This is a genomic window from Actinoplanes sp. 13 (genome assembly GCF_056134165.1).
The window spans coordinates 20,396-40,385 of sequence record NZ_JBVYOQ010000044.1 but is presented as its reverse complement, the minus strand read 5'-3'; the positions used below and the strand labels follow the sequence as shown (position 1 = coordinate 40,385).

General features: G+C 72.5%; 15 protein-coding genes and 1 tRNA gene. 11 read left to right on the top strand and 5 right to left on the bottom strand.

The window, feature by feature from the left end:
* The first annotated feature begins 85 nt into the window (after positions 1 to 85).
* The 3 genes from AC0NH5_RS40900 to AC0NH5_RS40890 all read left to right on the top strand — a co-directional run bounded on the left by AC0NH5_RS40900 (position 86) and on the right by AC0NH5_RS40890 (position 2,376).
* Positions 86 to 463: a TIGR02611 family protein gene (locus AC0NH5_RS40900; RefSeq protein ID WP_474413447.1), complete on the top strand. Its 378-nt coding sequence runs from the start codon at positions 86 to 88 to the stop codon at positions 461 to 463.
* A 51-nt stretch (positions 464 to 514) separates the two neighbouring features.
* Positions 515 to 586: transfer RNA gene (locus AC0NH5_RS40895), tRNA-Val, on the top strand.
* Positions 587 to 1,005: 419 nt separating this feature from the next.
* On the top strand, positions 1,006 to 2,376 hold the full coding sequence (locus tag AC0NH5_RS40890; RefSeq protein ID WP_474413445.1) for a diguanylate cyclase domain-containing protein: 1,371 nt from the start codon (positions 1,006 to 1,008) through the stop codon (positions 2,374 to 2,376).
* A gap of 37 nt (positions 2,377 to 2,413) precedes the next feature.
* Here the strand turns inward: AC0NH5_RS40890 and AC0NH5_RS40885 are convergent, their stop codons facing one another.
* From AC0NH5_RS40885 to AC0NH5_RS40870, 4 genes are all read right to left on the bottom strand, one after another.
* Positions 2,414 to 2,887: an SRPBCC domain-containing protein gene (locus tag AC0NH5_RS40885; RefSeq protein WP_474413443.1), complete on the bottom strand. Its 474-nt coding sequence runs from the start codon at positions 2,885 to 2,887 to the stop codon at positions 2,414 to 2,416.
* 16 nt (positions 2,888 to 2,903) lie between these two features.
* Complete coding sequence (locus AC0NH5_RS40880; protein ID WP_474413441.1) at positions 2,904 to 3,257, bottom strand: ArsR/SmtB family transcription factor; 354 nt, start codon at positions 3,255 to 3,257, stop codon at positions 2,904 to 2,906.
* Between the two features lie 4 nt (positions 3,258 to 3,261).
* Entirely contained in the window at positions 3,262 to 3,612 is a 351-nt protein-coding gene (locus AC0NH5_RS40875; RefSeq protein WP_474413440.1) for a VOC family protein, read from the bottom strand.
* A 139-nt stretch (positions 3,613 to 3,751) separates the two neighbouring features.
* Positions 3,752 to 4,408 (bottom strand): TetR family transcriptional regulator, encoded by a 657-nt coding sequence (locus tag AC0NH5_RS40870; RefSeq protein ID WP_474413439.1) that lies wholly within the window; start codon positions 4,406 to 4,408, stop codon positions 3,752 to 3,754.
* 76 nt (positions 4,409 to 4,484) lie between these two features.
* On the opposite strand from AC0NH5_RS40870, the gene AC0NH5_RS40865 reads away from it, so the two are divergent.
* The 5 genes from AC0NH5_RS40865 to AC0NH5_RS40845 all read left to right on the top strand — a co-directional run bounded on the left by AC0NH5_RS40865 (position 4,485) and on the right by AC0NH5_RS40845 (position 13,856).
* Positions 4,485 to 5,921, top strand: coding sequence for an MFS transporter (locus tag AC0NH5_RS40865; RefSeq protein ID WP_474413437.1), 1,437 nt, complete (start codon positions 4,485 to 4,487; stop codon positions 5,919 to 5,921).
* Between the two features lie 15 nt (positions 5,922 to 5,936).
* A complete protein-coding gene (locus tag AC0NH5_RS40860) occupies positions 5,937 to 6,929 on the top strand; it encodes a magnesium transporter CorA family protein (protein ID WP_474413436.1) in 993 nt (330 codons plus the stop codon).
* 67 nt (positions 6,930 to 6,996) lie between these two features.
* Positions 6,997 to 10,026, top strand: coding sequence for an ABC transporter permease (locus AC0NH5_RS40855; RefSeq protein WP_474413435.1), 3,030 nt, complete (start codon positions 6,997 to 6,999; stop codon positions 10,024 to 10,026).
* Positions 10,023 to 13,091, top strand: coding sequence for an FtsX-like permease family protein (locus tag AC0NH5_RS40850; protein ID WP_474413434.1), 3,069 nt, complete (start codon positions 10,023 to 10,025; stop codon positions 13,089 to 13,091). Before AC0NH5_RS40855 ends, AC0NH5_RS40850 begins: the two co-directional genes overlap by 4 nt.
* A 105-nt stretch (positions 13,092 to 13,196) precedes the next feature.
* Positions 13,197 to 13,856 (top strand): ABC transporter ATP-binding protein, encoded by a 660-nt coding sequence (locus tag AC0NH5_RS40845; protein ID WP_474413433.1) that lies wholly within the window; start codon positions 13,197 to 13,199, stop codon positions 13,854 to 13,856.
* 361 nt (positions 13,857 to 14,217) lie between these two features.
* Here AC0NH5_RS40845 and AC0NH5_RS40840 read toward each other — a convergent pair whose 3' ends face one another.
* On the bottom strand, positions 14,218 to 15,060 hold the full coding sequence (locus tag AC0NH5_RS40840) for an ABC transporter ATP-binding protein (RefSeq protein ID WP_474413431.1): 843 nt from the start codon (positions 15,058 to 15,060) through the stop codon (positions 14,218 to 14,220).
* A gap of 68 nt (positions 15,061 to 15,128) precedes the next feature.
* Here AC0NH5_RS40840 and AC0NH5_RS40835 point away from each other — a divergent pair, with 68 nt between their 5' ends.
* From AC0NH5_RS40835 to AC0NH5_RS40825, 3 genes are all read left to right on the top strand, one after another.
* Positions 15,129 to 16,067, top strand: a complete 939-nt coding sequence (locus tag AC0NH5_RS40835) for a ribose-phosphate diphosphokinase (protein WP_474413430.1) — start codon at positions 15,129 to 15,131, stop codon at positions 16,065 to 16,067.
* Positions 16,068 to 16,127: 60 nt separating this feature from the next.
* Positions 16,128 to 18,194: a hybrid sensor histidine kinase/response regulator gene (locus tag AC0NH5_RS40830; protein ID WP_474413429.1), complete on the top strand. Its 2,067-nt coding sequence runs from the start codon at positions 16,128 to 16,130 to the stop codon at positions 18,192 to 18,194.
* Positions 18,195 to 18,366: 172 nt separating this feature from the next.
* The gene (locus AC0NH5_RS40825) at positions 18,367 to 19,989 is read left to right on the top strand and encodes a serine/threonine-protein kinase (RefSeq protein WP_474413427.1); all 1,623 of its coding nucleotides are present in this window, start codon (positions 18,367 to 18,369) and stop codon (positions 19,987 to 19,989) included.
* Position 19,990 lies beyond the last annotated feature (1 nt).

The following is a 19,990-nucleotide window of genomic DNA, read 5'->3' as shown; positions in this document are numbered from 1 at the left end:
AACGTCCATTCCTCCCGGGCGGTGACGGGGCTCCGGGACACTGGGGGATGAAATGGGTGTAAAAACGGACGACGGGGTTACGAACGTGCGTGTGCTCGACCGTATCCGCGCCAACCCCACCGGGCGCCTCGCCCTGAAGATCGGCATCGGCGTCTTCGGTGGCCTGGTGGTGGCGATCGGCATCGTGCTGATCCCGTTCCCCGGCCCCGGCTGGGCGATCGTGATCCTCGGCCTGGCCATCCTGGCCATCGAATTCGTGTGGGCCAAGAACCTGCTCCACTTCACCAAACGCCACGTACAGAACTGGACCCACTGGGTCGGCCGGCAGAGCCTCGGCCTGCGAGCTGTCATCGGCATCGTCGGGATGATCTTCATCAGCGCGGTGGTCTGGACGGCGGTCTACCTCAGCATGGACGTCAACCTGGTGACCTGGGGGCTGAATCTGCTGGAGAAGTGGTTCTGACCCCTGGTTCGCAAACCGGTGGCGGCGTCCGGTAGAGTCTGGATCCGTTGAGGGCGATTAGCTCAGCGGGAGAGCGCTCCGTTCACACCGGAGAGGTCACTGGTTCGATCCCAGTATCGCCCACGAGTCGGAGGCGGTTGGTGTCAGCGGAAAGCGCTGACCTGGCCGCCTCGTCCTTTTAGCGCGACTTCGTCGCGCGGAGCGGGGGCTTCGCCACCCGCACCCCCTCTGCCGAAGTCCTTCTGGGTGAGTGGTCCCTGTGAAGGTGCCTCGACGGCTTGTCTGGTGGAGGCTCGCTACGCGCGCCTCTCTGACGGCTCTTTCTTCCTGTGCCCCGTCTGAGGGCTGGTGATTGGTGTTCGCGGGTTTGCTTTCAGGGCTTCCTTCGGGTTCCTGGTCTCTGTGAAGGTGGGGGTCTCTCAGGTTGGGCGGGGCGTGTCCGATGGGGGGTGAGCGGAGGCTCGGGGTGGCCGGGTGACGGGGTAGTGGGGGATGGGGCGATGGGGGCTGCCGGTGATGGTCCGCGGTGGGCCATGGGGCGGGTGCCGTTCGTTCCGGGGATGATCGGCTACGCGGCGGTCATGTGGTTGCTGATGGGCTGGTTCCACGAGCACCGGACGATGCTCGGGTCGCCGCTGGTGGTGACCGTCATGTTGGCGCTGTTCCTGGCGGGTAGCCATGAGCGGTGGCAGCGGTTCCTCGGGGGCGGGCGGACGGACAATCGCATCGCGCTGCGCCTGGCGGTGGCCAACGGTGGCGCCGCTCTGATCGTCACTTATGCGGGCTGGAGCTTCCTGACGCCGGTGTGGGCAGTCCTGATCTCGTCGATGCACATCGGCTGGTCGGGCCCGAGGACCGGGCGCGTGGCGGCGGTCGTCACGACGGTCGCCACCGTGCTGAGCCAGGTGGCGGTTCATGCCGGTGTCGCTCCGACGATCATCGCGCCGGTCTACTCCGACGGCGCCGCGATCTGGGGGCTGCTGCTCGCGCTCACCTCGGTGAACAACATCGCGGTGTCGGCGGCTCGGGGGGAGGCTGCCACCGCGAGGCTGCATCAGGCGGAGGCGCGGTTCCGGGCACTGGTGGAGAAGTCGTCAGACGTCGTCACGGTGCTGGATCCTGACGGCCGGATGCTTTCGGTCAGTCCGGCGGTCCGGCATGTCACGGGATGGGATCCCGACGAGATGCTCGGCGCGGACCGGCTGGCGTACGTGCACCCGGAGGACGAGCCCGCGGCCCGGGCCGCGCTCAGAAAGGTGGTGGCCGCGGAGGAGGGCGCGCAGGTGCGGTTCGAGGCCCGGTCCCGGCACGCCGACGGCACCTGGCAGTGGTATGAGACGACCATGCGCAACCTGCTGGGGGAGCCGGCTGTCCAGGGGATCGTCTGCAACGAGCGGGACGTCACCGAGCGCCGCCGGCACCAGGACGAACTTGCGCATGCGGCGGCCCACGACGGCTTGACCGGGCTGCCCAACCGCACGGAGATGTTCCGGCGCCTGACGGCGGCGCTGCCCCACGCGGGCGCGGACCGGCTCACGGCGCTGCTCTTCATCGACCTGGACGGGTTCAAGAAGGTCAACGACACCTACGGGCATGCGATCGGTGACGCGTTGCTGGTCGCGGCCGCGGAACGGCTCTGTGCGCAGCTCGGCCCGGCGGACGTGCTGTGCCGGCTGGGCGGGGACGAGTTCGCCGCGATCCTGTGCGGCGTACCGGACCTACCGGCCGTCGAGGACCGGGTGGCCGCGTTGACCGTGGCCATGCGCCGGCCCTTCCCGCTCAGCGGGCTGTCCGTGCGGGTGGGCGCCAGCATCGGTGCGGCCACGGCCGACGCCGAAGCCGATGCCGCCACCCTGCTGGAGCGTGCCGACCGGGCGATGTACGCGGTGAAGCACGGCCTGCACGCCCACTGAACGGCCAGGCGGCCGCTGCGCCTGGACGCTCCGGTGATCAGGCGCCCTCGGCGGTCCGGGCGAAGTCGTCAAGGATGCGCTTCCAGCCGGCGGAGTACCCGCCGCGCACGGCGGTTGCGGTGGCCAGTTCCTCGGCGGACAGCCGGTCCCAGCCGCGATGCTCGACCGCCACCTTGGTGAGGGACGGGGTCACCGCGGTGAAGGAGAGTTCCACCTCGGTCGTGGTCGGCAGCGCCGTCCAGGTCATGGCGAACCGGTCCGGCGGCTGCCAGGTGATGACCTCGCCCCAGCTGTGCCGGGTGCCGTCGCTCCAGGTCTCGTAGACCTGGCCGCCGAGCCGGCGCTCGAAGGTCACGGCGGCGACCTTGTCCTGGCCGAGGGAGAACGGGCGGGTGGGCCACCAGACGCCGATGTCGCGGACGAAGACCTCGAAGGTGTGCGCCTGGTCGCTGCGGACCAGCGTCGACTGCCGGATGGGCGGGCGCGTCAACGGCCGGATGTTGTCGGTCACGTCAGTTTCCCCGAGGTCAGGCGACGTCCGTGGAGACGTCTGGTTCACCGTCCGCCCGGTCGGCCTCGACCAGGCGTCGCCCCACGTCGAGGGCGTCACTCCACATGGTGTCCAGGAACTCGCGCAGGCCGGCGAGGCCCTCCGGCCGGGCCCGGTAGAGCCGCCGGGTCCCGGCCCGTCGTTCGTTCACCAGCCCGGCGTCCTTCAGCACGGTCAGGTGCTGGCTGATCGCGGTACGAGTCACGTCGAACGCCGCGGCGATCTCGCCGGCCGCCAGCTCGTCGGCGGCGACCAGGCGCAGGATCGCCCGGCGGCGGGGTTCGGCCAACGCCCGGAGGATGTCGTCGACCCGCGACTCGTCCTCGAGCATCAGCTCACCCCCAGAGACCCACCGGGTTGCCGTCCGGATCGGCGAACACCGCGAACTGACCGTAGTCGCCGGGCAGCGGGGTGGGTTCGACCAGGGTGGCCCCGCCCAGCTCGGTGGCCCGCTTCAGGGCCTGCTCCAGGTCCTCCACCTGCACATAGATCTTCACGCCGGCGTCGTCCGGGCCCTGCGCCGGCCCGATCCCGCCGCCGATCGCGGAGTCGCCGGCGCCGGTGTCGACCAGGGCGTACCCGTCCTCGTCGGGCTGCGCCGACCAGCCGAACAGGTCGCAGTAGAAGGTGCGTGCCCGCACGGCGTCGGCACTGGTGATCTCGAAGAACGCTACCGGACGGCCCATTGCCGTCTCCTCCCGTCGAGGGTTGCCCGGCCGTCCGGCCGGGCAGCCAATAGGTTAGTTATCGCTAACGTTAGTGTCAACTGACAAAAGAGGTCCGAAAGAAGCCCGTCCGGGGACGGGCTGCGGGTGGGGTTACCGGTTACCGGGCTGCCAGCGCCTCGACGCCGCTGATCAGCAGGTCGACATGGAACGCGTAATAGCGGTCGACATCAGGCTCCACCAGGTAGGAAGCGGCCAACTCGATCATCATCGGGTAGCGGTCGGCCGGCATCGCCTCGAACTGCAGCCGCTTCTGCCGGCGCCACTCCGGCTCCTGTTCGGCCGACATCCCCGGCGGGCATCCGGGCTGGCCGCTGACCATGCCGATGCAGCCGTTCAAGAGGTACGTCGCGACCCAGAACCCCTCCTCGACGGTGAAGCCCGCGTCGCAGAGCAGGGTCAGGGTGTCGTTGGTAGCCCGGTTGAAGCTCTCCGTCTGCATCTTGTCGACCGCGTGCAGCAGGCCGGGCAGTGACGGGTGCTCGCGCAGGACGCCCACCACGGTTCCGATGAGCGTGCGGAGCCGGTCCTGCCAGGAGTCGCCGGTGTCCTGATCGGCACGGACGCCCGACAGCGCGTGGTCGACCATGCCGAGGAGCAGCTCGTCCTTGTTCTTGAAGTGCCAGTAGAGGGCCATCGGTGTGACGCCCTGCTCCTTGGCGAGCCGGCGGATGGTGACGGCCTCCAGGCCCTCGGCGTCGGCAAGGCGGAGGGCGCAGCCGGCCACCGTCGCTCTGGTCAGTCGTTCTTGCGTCACTTGACAACCATACAACGTACAGGTCTCATGTACGAGGTACATGTACGCCGTACAAGTACCTCGTATAGGGGGATTGATGGGAAACAACCGGCGGTGGTGGGCGCTCGTGGCGGTGGCGCTCGGCACCTTCATGACCTACCTCGACAACAACGTCGTCAACGTGGCGCTGCCGAGCATCCAGCGCGATCTGGGCCTGACTATCGCCGGCCTGGAATGGATCACCAGCGCGTACATCCTGGTGTTCGCCGGCCTGTTGCTGGCCGGTGGCCGCGTCGCCGACGTCCTGGGCACCCGGCTCGCGTTCCTGTCCGGCCTGGCGATCTTCACGGTGGCGTCGGTGGCGGCCGGCCTGGCCGACGGTCAGGGGTTGCTGATCGGCGCACGGGCGGCGCAGGGCGTCGGCGCGGCGCTGCTGGCCCCGGCCTCCCTGGCGCTGTTGCAACAGCTCTTCCCGGATCCGAAGGAGCGCGGCGCGGCCATCGGCGTCTGGGGTGGCGTCGGTGCGCTGGCGCTCGCGGTCGGGCCGTTCACCGGCGGGGTGCTGAGTGAGCACGTCTCCTGGGGCTGGATCTTCCTGATCAACCTGCCGATCGGCGTGGCGACACTGGTGCTGACGCTGATCAGCGTGCCGCCCGGGGCGGCACGGACCGCGTCGGGGCTCGGCCGTGCCCTGCGGCGCCTCGACCCGGCCGGACTTGTCACGTCGTCGCTGTCGCTGTTCGCGTTGACCTTCGCGCTGATCGAGGGGGACGCGGAGGGCTGGACCTCGCCGCTCATCCTCACGTCGTTCGCGGTCGCCGCGATCGCCGCCGTGGCGTTCGTGGTCGTCCAGAGTCGCACCGCGGACTCGATGGTGGACCTCGGCTTCTTCCGCTCCCGGATGTTCACCGGCGGGCTGCTGGCGATGGGCCTGTGGGCGTTCGGCGTCTTCGGCATCTACTTCTACATGGCCATCTACCTGCAGAACGTGCTCGGTTTCTCGCCCACCGGCGCGGGCGCCGCGTTCATCCCGATGGCCATCATCACGGCCGCCGGTGCGGTGCTGGCGCCGCGCCTGGAGCTGCGGTTCGGGGTGGCCCGGGTGACCGCTTTCGGTCTCGCGGTGATGGCCGCCGCGATCGCCGGCATCGCCGGGTACGGCGCCGGCACCAGCTACGCCGACCTGCTGCCCTGGTTCGCGCTCTACGGCGTGGGCGGCGGCCTGCTGATCCCGTTGAACACGGTCGTGGTGGACGCCCTCCCGAGCGAGCGGGCCGGTGTGGCCGCCGGCATGCTCAACGTCTCCCGGGAGGTGTTCGGCCTGCTCGGCGTGACCGTGCTCGGCGCCATCCTCTCCAACCGGGCCGGGGCCGCGAGCGGCGCCGAACTGGACCGGTTCCTGGCGGGCTATCAGTTCTCGCTGGTGGTGGCGGCGATCCTGGTCGCAGTCGGCGTCCCGGTCAGCCTGTGGATGTTGCGCCGCACCCGGACCCCGGAGCCGGCACCCGCCGAGCCGGTGCTCGAGGCGGTCTGACCCTAGTGTGGGGCGGTGACCGCACCATCATGTCCCGTCCGTAGCCGGCTCTACGAGGGCGGCCGGGTGATCGCGGAGGACTTCGGCGCCGAGGAGACGGCGGCCCGGCTCCGCGATCATCCGGACGCGCTGGCCTGGGTCGACCTGTACGCGCCGGCGCTGTCCGACCTGGAGGCCATCGCCGCCGACTTCGGGCTGCACCCGCTCGCCGTGGAGGACGCGGTCGAGGAGCACCAGCGCCCCAAGCTGGACCGTTACGCCGACCACCTCTTCGTGAGCCTCTATGCCGTCGACTTCCACGGGGGCGGGGCGCACAAGGTCGAGATCGGCGCCTTCATCACGAAGCGCGCGCTGATAACCGTACGCAAGCAGGACTTTGATCTTGATCTGCTGCTGGCCCGGTGGAACTCCGCCGCCGAGGACGGCCTGGCGGTCGGCTGCGGGGTCAATTTCCTGGTGTACGGCCTGCTCGACGTCGTGGTCGACAGCCAGTACCTGACCGCCCGGTCGATCGACGAGGCGATGGACGCGGTCGAGGACCAGATGCTGGAGGAGGGCGGCGCGCCGCGGGACGTCCGCATGCACGCCTTCGAGCTGCGCAAGGCGGTGGCCAACCTGCGCCGGGCGGCCGCCCCGATGGCCGAGGTCGTGGACGCCGTCAGCCAGGGCGCGCTCGAGCCGGTGGGTGACCGGCTCCGGCCGTACTTCCGGGACGTGACCGACCATGCCCACCGCGCGAGCGAGGTCAGCGAGCACGCCCATGCGCGGATCACCGAGCTGCTCGACGCCGATCGCGCCGAGCAGAGCAACCAGCTGAACCAGGTCACCCGCAAGCTCGCCGCCTGGGCCGCGATCATCGCGGTGCCGACCGCGCTCACCGGTTACTTCGGGCAGAACCTTCCTTACCCGGGTTATGAGACTCGGTGGGGCTTCCTGATCAGCAGCGCGCTGATCGTTACGTCGGCTTCCGGCCTGTATGTCTTCCTGAAACGCCGAGGCTGGCTATGAACCGGTTAAGCGGCCTCCCGGGCGATCACCGGATCGCGTAACCTCCCGGGCAACCGGGGGAGGAGAAATGCTCGCGCTCGTCTTCGGCGCGGTGCGGACGCGGGCCGCGCAGGTGCTCACCATTCTGGTGCTCACCGCGCTGGCGGCAGCCGTCGCCGCGGCCGGCCCGTGGTACGGGTTCGCTGCCGCGGGCCGGGCCGCCACCTCCTATCTGGAGGCTGCCCCGGCGATCCAGAAGACCGTCACGGTGGCCGGCCGGGTGGACACCCGCGGCGACCCGGACAGCGCCCTGCGCAGGTTCAGCGACGAGGTCCGGTCCGGGCTGCCCGCGGGCGTCAGCGAAGGCGTCGGCGGGATGACCGGGCCGCTGAACATCCGCTCCGGTCCGGCGAGTGTCAGCATCGCGGTGGCTTACCGGGACCGGCTCTGCGAGCACCTGCACCTGGACGGGAGCTGCCCGACGGCCCGTGGCGACGTCGCGATCAGCCAGGAGACGGCCCAGCGGCTGGGCGCCGAGGTGGGCGACGTCCTGCCCGTGCTCACCTTCTCCACGAGCGGGCCGCTGAACCTGCGGGTGGTGGCGGTCTACACGCTGGCCGACCCGGCGGGGACGTACTGGAGCAACCGGTTGTACCGGTCCGGCGCCGCCCAGGCGGTGATGTTCACCGGGCTGGGCACCTTCACGCACGGCTCGGTGCGATCACCGACGATGGCGTACGACGTGGTCCTCCCCGACGCCATGCTGCGCGGCGACGAGGGGTTCGACCTGAACGCCGCGATCCTCGCCGCCGACCGCCGGCTGGGCCAGACCCAGCTACGGCTGAACACCCTGTCCCGGCCGCTGCACGACGCCATCGTGCGCGACCGCCAGACCATCCTGCGGGGCGTCACGACGGCCGGCGCGCAGATGGTGATCCTCACCTGGTTCGCGGTGGGTCTGGCCGGATGGTTCACCCTGCGTGACCGGCGCGGTGACGCCGCCCTGCTCAAACTGCGCGGCGTCAGCCGGCTCGGCATGCTGCGGCTGGCCTGGGGGCAGCACCTCGTGCCGCTGGTCCTGGGCGTGCTCGCCGGAGCGCCGGTGGGTTTCCTGGTGGCCCGGCTGCTGACCGGCCCGGTGATGGTCGCGCCGGACCGGGAAGCCGCGCTGGTCTCCTTCGCGGTGGCGATGACGGCGGTGCTCGCCGGCAGCCTGGCGGTGCTGGCCGCGGTCGAGGCGGCGGTGCTGGGCCGGCCGGTGTCGGCGCTGCTGGCCAGGTCCGGGTCGCTGCGCGGCAACTGGCGCCCGGCCCTGGTGGACGTGCTCCTGCTCGCCGTGGCGGGCGCCGCCATCCTGCAGGCCCGGTCGGCCGGCCCGGCGGACGGGCTGGGCCCGGCCGCGCCCGCGCTGGTCGCCCTCGCCGTCGGCCTGCTGACCGCCCGCCTGCTCAGCCGGGCGGCCGACCGGGCCGGCGGCGCTGCCCTGCGGGCCGGCCGGTTGCGCACCGGCCTGACCGTCCTGCGGTTCTCCCGCTCACCCGGCACCGACCGGGTGTTCGCCCTGCTCGTGGTGGCGGTCGCGTTGTTCATCACGGCGGCCGGCGGCTGGACGGCGGAACGCGGCGGGCGAGCCGAGCGCAGTCTGGCGGACCTCGGCGCCGAGCGGGTGCTGAACGTCGTGGCGATCAACCGCACGGTGCTGCTGCACGCCGTCCGCGGCGCCGATCCGGAAGGCCGCGAGGCGATGGCCGTCGTCCGGAACCGCGGCGGCGACCAGGAGACCCTCGAGGTGGACACCACCCGGCTCGCCGCGGTTGCCGCCTGGCGCGGGGAGTACGGCCCGGAGGCCGGCCTGCCGGACGCGGTGGCCGCGGTGACCCGCCCGGCGTTGCCGATGGTCACCGGCGACCGGCTCACCCTGGACGCCCGGCGTGACGGCCCGGCGCCGGTGGCGCTCAGGCTGCGGTTGCAGCACGAGGCCACCGGGGCGCCGGTGTCCGTCGCGTTCGGCACGCTGCGGCCCGGTGAGCAGACCGTCACCGTGCCGCTCACCGGCTGCACCGCCGCGCCGGGATGCCGGATCGTGCGCTGGGAGCTGACCACGCCGCCGGACGAGAACGGCCGGGCCGATCCGCCGCCGTCCGGCGCCTCGGTCACCGTGCGCGAGCTGAACCAGGGCGATGCGGAGACCGTGGTGCTGGACGCCGCGACGCTCGGCGACATCAGCCGGTGGCGCGCCGGCACCACCGGCGCGGCCCTGGACCTGACCGCCACGGACGGCGCGCTCCGGCTGGCCGCCGACCCCAACAGCACCAGAGAACGGGACCAGGGGACCGAGGCGTGGGCGGCCGAGGCGCTGCCCCTGCCCGCGCTGCTGGCCGGCCCGGTCCCGGAGGACTGGGCGAGCGGTGAGCCGGCCCTCGCCGCGCTCGGTGACCCGGCACCGGTGCGGGTGCTCGGCATCGTGACCGCGCTGCCGGCGCTGGGCCGCAACGGCCTGCTCCTCGACCTCGACACGACCCGCCGGTTCGCCGCCGAGGTGGATCCCGGCGGCGACTATCAGGTGTGGCTGGCGCCCGGTGCCCGGCCCGGCATCGTCGCCGACCTGACCGCCGCCGGGCTGACCGTGACCGGGGACGCCACCGCGGAGCGCTACGCGAGCCGGCTCGGCATCCAGGGCCCGGCGGTCGTGGTCGGGTTCGCGCTGGTGGCCGGCATCGCGGCGCTGCTGATCGCGGCGGCCACCCTCGCGGTCGCCATCGCCGTGGACCGGCGCTCGCTCGGTGAACACCTTGCGGCGCTGCGTGCCCAGGGCCTGTCCCGGCGGGTCGCGGTGAGCACCGGCTACGCGGGCACCGCGGCGCTGATCGTGTCCGGCCTGATCGGCGGAGTCCTGGCCGGGCTGCTGGCGATGGTGGTCACCGGCCGCACCGCGCCCGCGTTCGCCGACGGCTGGGCGGTGCTGGCACCGCCCGCCCCGCTGCACGCCGGCACCGTGGCGCTGGCGTCGGTCGCCGCGCTGGTGCTGCTGGGGCTGGTCGGCCGGCTGTCGCTGCTGCCGCTGATCCGGGCGCTGCGTGCCGACCGGGTGCCGGGCGCACGGGAGCGTGACCGATGATCTCCCTGGTCCTCGCCATGGTCTGGACCCGCCGGGGACAGGCGCTCACGCTCGCGCTGCTGGCCCTGCTGGCGGTCTCGTCCGCGGTCGCGGCGCCGGCCTACCTGATCGCCGCCGAGCGGGCCATCGCCGACGGGCAGATCGCCACCGCGTCCTACTACGAACTCAGCCTGGTGGCCCGGCAGACCACCGACGTCCGCGGGGAAGAGGGCACCAACGGCGACGTCCGGTTCCCGGAACTGGCCCGGGTCCTGCTCGACCTCGACGGGTTCACCTATCACCACTCCGCCGAGGTGCCCACGGTCGGCCTGGAGAAGACCACGGCGTACCCGTCCCGGCTCGTCTTCCGGCAGGAGATCTGCGCCCACGTACGACTGGTCAGCGGTCGATGTCTCGCCGGCGAGGGCGACGTGCTGCTCGGCGCCACCACGGCGCAACGGCTCGGGCTGACCGCCGGAGACCCGATCGTGCTCGAGGCGGCCCGGCAGAACACCGCCACCCAGCCGATCACCTGGGTGCCCGACGCCCAGCCGAAAACGCTCACGGTGGCCGGCACCTACCAGCCGGTGGACGCCGCCGAGCCGTACTGGGGGCTGCACGGATATTTCCTCGCCGGACCGGGCGTCGGATCCGGCGAGCCGGTGTTCACCAGCCTGGTCACGCTCAACACGATGAACCGCACCACCACGTCGATGGCGATCGACGGCGTCGCCCGGCCCGGCACCATCGACGTCGACCGGCTCCCCGGGCTGCGGAACGACCTGGACGCGATCAACCGCGCCTCGGCCGAGCTGGAGGGCTCCCTGCTGATCGACAGCGGGATCCCGCGCCTGCTGGACCGCATCGACGAGGGGCGCGCGGCGGCCCGCCTGCTGGTGCCGGTGCTCGCCGTGCCGCTGGTGCTGCTCGCGTGTTTCACCATCTACCTGACCGTGGGATACGGCGCTCAGGGCCGGCAGAGCGAGCTGGCCGTGGTCGCGTTGCGGGGCGCGCGCTGGTGGACCCGCTGGTGGCTGGCGACCGGCGAGAGCCTCACCGCGGTCCTGGCCGGCGCCGTCGTGGGTTGCCTGGCCGGGCAGCTGCTGGTCAACGCGGTGGCCGCCGCCCTGTTCCCCGGCGTGGGCGCCGAGCCGGCCCTCTCCTCGCTGCGGTACGCGCCGCTCGCCGCGCTGGCTGCCCTGACCGCCGCGGTCGCGGCCCAGCGCCGGCAGCTGCTCAGCCCGGTGGCCGGCCTGCTGCGCCGCACCCCGGCCGCGGACCGGCGCCGGCTCGCCGTCACCGAGGCCGTGGTGGCGGTGCTCGCCGTCGTGACCGGCCTTCAGTTCGTCCTCGCGGACGACCCGCTCACCGGCGTCGGCCTCTACGCGCCCGCGCTGATGATCCTCGCCTTCGCCCTGCTCGCGGCCCGGGCTCTGCTCCCGCTGGTCAACCGCTACGCGATCCGGGCGCTGCGCCGCGGCCGGCTCGGCGTGGCGCTGGCCGGCGTCCAGCTCTCCCGCCGGCCCGGCGCCGGGCAGCTCTTCGCGCTGCTGGTCGCCGCGGCCGCCGTCGCGGGATATGCGGCGGCCGCCGTGGACACCGCCGCCCGTGGCCGCGGCGTCGAGTCACACCTGGGCACCGGCGCCGACCGGGTCCTCACCATGGAGGCCACCACCCGGCAACAGCTTCTCGCCGCGGTCCGGGCCGTCGACCCGCAGGGCTCGTACGCGATGGCCGTCATCCGGCTGTCCGGCGGCACCGACTCGGCCTCCGGACTCGCCGTGGACAGCGACCGGCTGGCCAAGGTCGCCGCCTGGCCGGACGGCGCCGACAATCCCGCCGAGGTCGCCGAACGGCTGCACCCGGCGGCGCCCGAGCCGCTGATCCTGCCGGGCGAGGAGATCGCCCTCGACGTCACCACCTCCGGCCCGAACCTGCGGCTCGCCGTCTCGGTGTCGTCGCTGAGCGGACTCGGCGCCGGCATCGTCGAACTCGGCGACCTGCGGCCGGGCACGCACCCCTACACCGCACGCGAGTCGATCTGCCGGGACAAGTGCCGGATCAACGGGATCCGGATCTCCGGGTCCGGCACGGCGTCCGGCATCACCGGCCAGGTGGTGTTCCGCGGACTGAACACCGGCACGCCGGCCCCGCTCACCGACCCGGCCAGGTGGCGGTCGAACGACAAGATCCGGCTCTCGGCGGGGCCGGACGGGCTGCGCGCCGACGTCACGGTCTCCGCCAGCCTGGCCGACACCGGCTGGATCCAGCCGGTCAGCACACCGGTGCCGATGCCGGTGGCCTACGCCGGCGACGACCCGGCCGGGCGGGTGATCGGCGGCCTGAGCTTCGACGGCATCCCGGTCGCGCCCATCGCCTCGCTCCCGGCGGTGCCCGGCCTCGGCCGGCAGGCGGTGATGTACGACCTGGAGTACGTCGACCGGCTCGCCGTCGAGGTGAAACCGGTCGCGGACCCCCAGGTGTGGCTCAACTCCGCCGCACCCGGCGACATCGTGGAACGGCTGCAACAGCAAGGGCTCCGGGTCGTCGCCGACACCTCGGCCGCCCAGGTCCGAGCCGTGCTGGACACCCAGGGCCCGGCCGTCGCCCTCTGGTTCTATCTGCTGGCCGCGGTCCTCGCCGGCCTGCTCGGCGCGGGTGCGCTGGCCCTGACCGTCGCGGTGGACCGGCTGCGCCGCACCGAAGACCTCACCGCCCTGCGCGATCAGGGCCTGCGCGCCCGCCCGGCCGGCCAGGCGACCCTGTGGACCTATCCGGTGCTGGTGGTCATCGCCACCACGGTCGGCCTGGCGGTGGCGATGGCGGCCTGGCGACTGACCGGCGAGGCGCTGCCGCTGGCCGGCATCGACCCGCCGGACCTGCCGCTGCCGCAGTGGCCCCGGCCCACCGCGCTGCTGGCCGCCGGCGGCGCGGTCCTCGCCGTCCAGTTCCTCGTCGCCGTCCTCGGCGGCCGCGACCTGCGCCGCCGGATCGAAGCCGGGCGGAACCCGCGCCGCCCACCCGGGACCGGGCCGGGACGGCCGGAAGCCGGCCGCCCGCTGGAAAGCACCCGGAGCGGCAGTTGATGACCGCTCGGAAGCACGGCGGCCGGGGATCGCCGCCGGACCTCGTCGCGACCGGCGGCGGCATGTATTCGTCGGCGGCATGATGATCGGGAGAGGCAGGATGCGATGGCGACGCTGACGGTGGAGGCGGCGGAACTCGCCTACGGTGCCGCCGCGCCGGTGCTGAGCGGGGTCGACGTGACTGTGCGGGCGGGCGAGCTGCTCGCCGTGACCGGCACGTCCGGAGCGGGCAAGACCACGCTGCTCAGCGCCATGGCCGGCCTGCTGCCCCCGCGCACCGGCAAGGTCACCCTGGACGGCGTGCCGCTGACCGGGCGCGACCACGCGGTCTCCCTCGGCGTGGTGCTGGTCCCGCAGGAGAACGGCCTGGCCGCGATACTCACCGCGGCCGAGAACATCTCCGTCGCGGTGATCGCCACCGGTGGCTCGCCCGCCGACGCGCGGCGGCGGACAGCCGAGTCCCTCGACGCGCTCGGGCTCTCCGGCCAGGCGAACCAGTTGATCGACGAACTCTCCGGCGGCCAGCAACAGCGCACGGCCCTGGCGCGGGGGCTCGCGCTCGGCGGCCACGTGGTGCTCGCCGACGAGGTCACCAGCGAACTCGACGCCGCCAACCGGCAGCGTGTCCTCGAGCTGCTGCGCGCGGAGGCGGCGCGCGGGGCAGCGGTCGTCTTCGCCACGCACGACCCGGAGGCGGCCGCCGCCTGCGACCGCGAGCTGCACCTGGCCGACGGCGCCGCCCTCTGGACCCGCCACTCGTCCTGAACCACCACTCCCAACGTGTCGACTTGGGGCGCACCGCACCCAAAATCCCCACGCCGGGGTGAGCGCGACGGCTTGCGCGCGTCGCCGGGCGGGGTGGGCGTGCGTGTGAACTTCGGGTGCGGAGCGCACCTAAAGTCCCCACACTGAGCCCACGCGGGGCGTGTGTGGGGAGTTGGGGTGCGGAGCGCACCCGAGGTTCACACGCTGAACCCCCGCACGGCGAGGGAGGGGAGTGGGGGCGGGACGTCTGGGGCGGGACCACTGATTCGCGCCGGTGGCCGCGCTGCGGCCGGGACCAGGCAGCCGGCCGCGTGGAGCCCGGGACGGCCCAGATCTGGCGGGACGGTCTGACGCGTACCCCCTAGATCGGCGTCTCGCTTCCGCCCGGCACCAGGGTGACCTCGCCGTCCAGATGTTGCACCGTGAAGAGCGTGCCCGGCGGATAGGAACCCAGCACCTCCGGCGGCAACTGCACGGTGCCGTCCCCGGCGACCACCGCGAAGTCCTGGCCGTCGCGGCCCTCGGCGCCGACCCGGCCGTCGCGGATGGTGACCGCGCGGCCCAGCCGGGCGCCCACCTCGTTGTCGTGGGTGACCACCACGATGGTGGTCCGGCGTTCCTGGTTCACGGTTTCGAGGGCATCGAGCACCTCGTCGCGGCCCGCCGTGTCGAGCCGGCTGGTCGGCTCGTCGACGAGCAGCAGGCCCGGCCCGGCGGCGATGCCGACCGCCAGGGCCGCGCGCTGGCGGCCGCCGGGGGTGAGGTCGGCGAGTTTGCGGCGGCCCTGGCCGGGGAGGCCGACCAGGTCGAGGATGCGGTCCGGGTCGTCGAGTTCGATGCCGCGGGTGTGCGCGGCGCGGCGCTGGGCGAGCCAGATGTTGCGGTGCAGCGACGCGTAGGGCAGCAGGTTGCGCGCCGCGCCCTGCAGGACGACGCCGATCTCGGTGCCGCGCAGCCGGGAGATCTCCGAGTCGGAGAGCTTGCCCATGTCGTAGGTGCCCAGGTTGATCCGGCCCGCGGAGGGCCGCATCAGGCCTGCGAGCAGGGCGATCAGCGTGGATTTGCCGGAGCCGGAGGGCCCGACGAGGGCGAGCGTCTCACCCGGTGCGATCGACAGATCGACACCGGCCAGTGCGACCACGTCACCCGCCTCGGCGCGGTAGATGTGGACCACTCGGCGGCACGCCACGGCAAGCCCGTTCATGTCTGACAAGCTAGCGAAGCCGGGACCGTCCTGACGACCCGGCGATCGGGCCTTCTAGGGTGGTGCCCGTGCGTGACATCGCCGTTTTCACCGGATCTGCCCATCCTGAGCTGGCCGCCGAGATCTGCGAGCACCTTGCGGTGCCTCTGCTGCCCACCCGGACGTCCCGGTTCGCCAACGACTGCATCGAGGTGCAGTTGCAGGGGAACTGCCGGGAGCGGGACGTGTTCCTGATCCAGCCGCTCGTCCCCCCGACCCAGGAGCACCTCGCTGAGCTGCTCTTCATGCTCGACGCCGCCCGTGGCGCGTCGGCCGGCCGGATCACCGTGGTCCTGCCGCACTACGCCTATGCCCGGTCCGACAAGAAGGACGCCCCGCGCATCTCGATCGGCGGGCGTCTCGTCGCCGACCTGCTGACCACCGCCGGCGCCGACCGGGTGCTGGCGATGACGCTGCACTCCCCGCAGGTGCACGGTTTCTTCAACATCCCGGTCGATCATCTGCATGCGCTGCGCGAGCTGGCCCATCACTTCCGGGGGTACGACCTGAGCAACACCGTGGTCGTCTCACCGGACCTGGGTAACGCGAAGGAGGCGGCGGCGTTCGCCCGGATGCTCGGGGTGGAGGTGGCCGCCGGCGCGAAGCAGCGGTTCGCGGACGACAAGGTGGTGATCAGCTCGGTGATCGGCGAGGTGGCCGACCGGGACGTGATCGTGCTGGACGACGAGATCGCGAAGGGCAGCACCGTCTTCGAGCTGCTGGCCCGGCTGCGGGAGCGCAACGTGCGCAGCGTGCGGGTGGCGTGTACGCACGGGTTGTTCAGCAACGACGCGGTGCAGCGGCTCTCCGCGGAGAAGGAGATCGAGGAGATCGTCTGCACCAACACGGTGCCGATCCCGCCGAGCAAGCGGACCGAGAAGCTGACGATCCTGTCGGTCGCGGCGCCGCTGGCCGAGGCGATGCGGCGGATCCACAACGGCGAGTCGGTAAGCGCCCTTTTTTCTTAATAAAACTCGATTCAGGCAACACAGGCCTCACCAAACGCGAAAAATGCGTTCATGGGTGTCATGGCTTACCCCCTCCGGTTCGCACTTGCCGACCTCGCCCTCGCGCTCAGCAGAGCAGTGGGCGACACGGCCGAGGTGTGCTCGACGGCCGCCCGCGCCGCTGCCGACATGATCGGCGACGGCGCGGGCGTCCAACTGCTGCGCGACGACGGCCGGTACGAGGCTCTCGCGTACCACCATGTCGACAACGAACGCTCGGGCACGCTGGCCCGGGTCCTGGACCGCGCCGGCCAGATGCCGGACAACGAGTACTCGACCACGCTGGCCGCCAGCCGCCGCCCGATCGTGCTGGCCGGCGACGCGGCGGCCGCTCTCGGCGCCCCGGAGCTGGGGATCCAGGCGGCCGTGCTGTGCCCGGTGATCGTGGACAACACGTACGCCGGCTATCTGATCCTGACCCGGCACACCCAGGGCGCCCTCTATTCGACCCCCGAGGTCGAGCTGGCCCGCGACATCGCCGGCGAGCTGTCGCTGGCGGTCTCGTCGGCCCGGGCGCAGGAACGTCTGCGCAATGCCGAGGAGCGGTACCGGCGGGTGCTCGAGACAATCCCGGAGGGCGTGCTCCAGCTCGACCCCGAGGGTGTCGCGACCTACGCCAACGAGCCGATCGGCGTGGTGCTGGGTATGCCCCGGGCCGAGCTGCTGGGGGTGTCGCTGCGCGGCTTCCTGGACAACGTCGGGCAGAAGGAGCTGGACCGGCGGATCGCCGAGTGCCGGACCGGCCGCTCCACGGTCGGCGCCACCCGGCTGATGCGGGCCGACGGGTCGCGGCGCAGCGTGCGGATCAGCATGATGCCGGTGTACGACGAGAACGGCCAGTTCGGCGGCGTGCTCTGCATGATCACCGACACCACCGACCACATCGACGCGCGGGGGCTGAAGCGGCAGCTCGACCATCTGCGCCGGCTGGACAGCCTGGGCCAGCTGATCGGTGGCCTGTCGCACGACTTCAACAACCTGATGACCGTGGTGGCCGGTTCCGCCGACATGATCCTGTCCAGCTCCGAGGACGGGTCGACGCACCAGCAGCTCGCGCAGGACATCCTGGACGCGGTGGGCGCCGGGCGTACGCTCACCCACCAGCTCCTGGCGTTCGGCCGCAGCGAGGGCAACCGGCCCGAGGTCATCCCGATCCCGGACCTGCTCACCGACGTGCAGGCCCTGTTCAGCCGGACGCTCGGCGAGCGGATCGGGCTGGACCTGGCGTTCGGGCCGGACGTGTGGCCGGTCAAGGCCGAGCGCGGCCCCCTGGAGCAGGCTCTGGTCAATCTCGCCGCGAACGCCCGGGACGCGATGCTGCACGGCGGCATGGTCCGGGTGGCCGCCACCAACGAGGTGATCGAGCCCGGCCAGCTGGCCGAGGGTGCGCCCACCGGCAAGCTGGTGCACCTGGTGGTCACCGACACCGGCGCCGGGATGGATGACGAGACCCGGCGGCGGGCGCTGGAGCCGTTCTTCACCACCCGCCCCACGGCCGCCGGTCTGGGGCTGGCCACCACCGCCGGTATCGTGCACAACCTGGGCGGGCACATCGAGCTGGAGTCGAAGCCGCGGATCGGCACGACGGTGCACATCTATCTGCCGGCCGCCGAGCAGCAGAAGACGCCGTCGGGGGAGCGCAAGGAGAAGAACGCGGTGATCGGCCGGGTCCTCATCGTCGAGGACCAGCCGGACGTGGCGCAGCTGGTGCAGCGGCTGATCGCGCCGGCCGGGTACGAGATCACGGTGGCCACCGACGCGCTGACGGCGGTCACCCAGGTCGCCTCCGGGGCGCGGCCGGACCTGCTGATCACCGACGTGGTGATGCCGACGATGACCGGGCCGGAGCTGGCCGGTGCGTTGCGGACGCATCAGCCTGACCTGCCGGTGCTGTACATGTCGGGATACACCGCGGCGTCGCTCGGGCCGCAGCTGCATCTGGACGAGAACAGCATGCTGCTGGAGAAGCCGTTCACCCGGTCCACGCTGCTCGGCGCGATCCGGTCGCTGTGCGGGCCGCAGCCGCCGCGCCCGCCGGTCGACTCCTCGAACGACGGGGGACCGACGGCGGTGACGGGGAAGGGCTGAGTCCTACCGAAGGGTGCGAAACCGGGCCGCAACGCTTGCCAGTCGATCCGGACAAACCGCAGTATTCCGTGGCATTGCCGTCATCGGAAGGACCGCGGAGTTGAACCAGGATCCCACGGATAGCGGCTCGGATGCGCGACTGGCCGGGCGGTGTGTCGGGAATTCGTACCTTTTGGTCCGACCAATCGGGCAGGGGGCGACCGGCACCGTCTGGCGAGGCGAGGAGCGCGCCGGCGGCAAGCCGGTGGCCATCAAGCTGCTGCACGAGAGCCTGCTGCGGCAGCCCCGGCTGGTCACCCGCTTCGTGCAGGAGCGGACCATCCTGCTGATGCTGCGGCACCGGCACGTGGTGCGGGTGCACGACCTGTTCAGCGTCGGGGAGACCCTCGGACTGGTGATGGACCTGGTGGACGGCGGCAGCCTGCGCGACCACCTGAACTCGCACGGGACGGTGCCGCCCGGCGAGGCGGTCCGGCTGGCCGGGCAGGTCGCGTCGGCGCTGGCCCAGGCGCACGAGCTGGGCATCATCCACCGCGACCTGAAACCGGACAACATCCTGCTCTGCCGGCAGGACGGGCAGCTGCAGACCCGGCTGACCGACTTCGGCATCGCCCGGATCCTCAACCTGCCGAGCATGACCACGCCGAACGCGGTCGTCGGGACGCCGCACTACATGGCGCCCGAGGCGTTCCACGGGGTCACCCCGAGCCCGGCCACCGACGTGTACGCGCTCGGGGTGCTGCTCTACGAGCTGGTCTCCGGGCGCCCGCCGTACCGCAGCGACGCCATCGAGGAGCTGATGCGGATGCACGCCGACGGCGACCCGGTGCGCCGTCCCGGCATCCCCGATCCGCTCTGGCGGATCATCATGCTGTGCCTGGCCGGCAAGCCGCGCCTACGGCCAAGCGCCGCCGAGCTCGTCGCCGACCTGAAGAACCTTGCCGAGCTGCTGGTCGACGTGCCCGCGCTCGCCGCCCCCAGCCTGGTCCCCGCGGAGGCGCCGGCCTCCCTGCCGAGCCGGGTGCCGGCCCAGGTGCCGGGCCCGCGCCGGTCCGGGTCGCGTCGCCGCCGGCTGCGCAACGACGTGCCGCCGAGCCGGTGGGCCCGCCCGGGCGCGACGGCCGCGCTGGTCGCCGGCACCATGCTCGCCTCCGGCATCGCCACCACGGCCTGGCATCTGGGCCGTTCGCGCGGTGAACCGGCCGAGCAGACCACGGTGATCACCGCGCCGAGCGCACCGGGGGTGGCCTTCGGCGGACCCGCTGTCTCTCGCGGCGCGCCGGCCCAGCGAGCTGCCACCCGGCCTCCGAAGAGCCGCAAGACAGCTCGGGGCGTCGCGCTTCCGGCTCCCAAGACCCATGCGGAGGTACGCCCTACGCCCCCCGCTCCCAGAAGGACGGCCAAGAGGTCCCCTGTTCCGGAACGGAAACCGTACGGCCCGTGGCAGTGCTCGCAGAACTTCGTCTACGACCTGCCCAGCCGCACCCCGCTCGGCCCGCGCTCCTGCCACTCCGTCGGCCGCGACGTGCAGTTCCAGGCGTCGCTGACCGCGCCCGCGGGAGGCCGCGGCCGCCTGGAGGTGAGCCTGCAGGACGCCGGCAGCGGCCGGATGGTCGCCGGCCCGATGGCGTGCGACGGCCTGATCTTCACGAGGGACTCGTTCACCAAGGAGTGCGGCCCGTCCGGGGCCACGCCGCAGCGCGGGCGCACCTACGCGGTGGTGCTGTCGTACCGCTACGTCCGGGAGGGCCGGATGGCCTCGAGCACCACCCGGGGCGCCCCGTTCACCTGGTGAC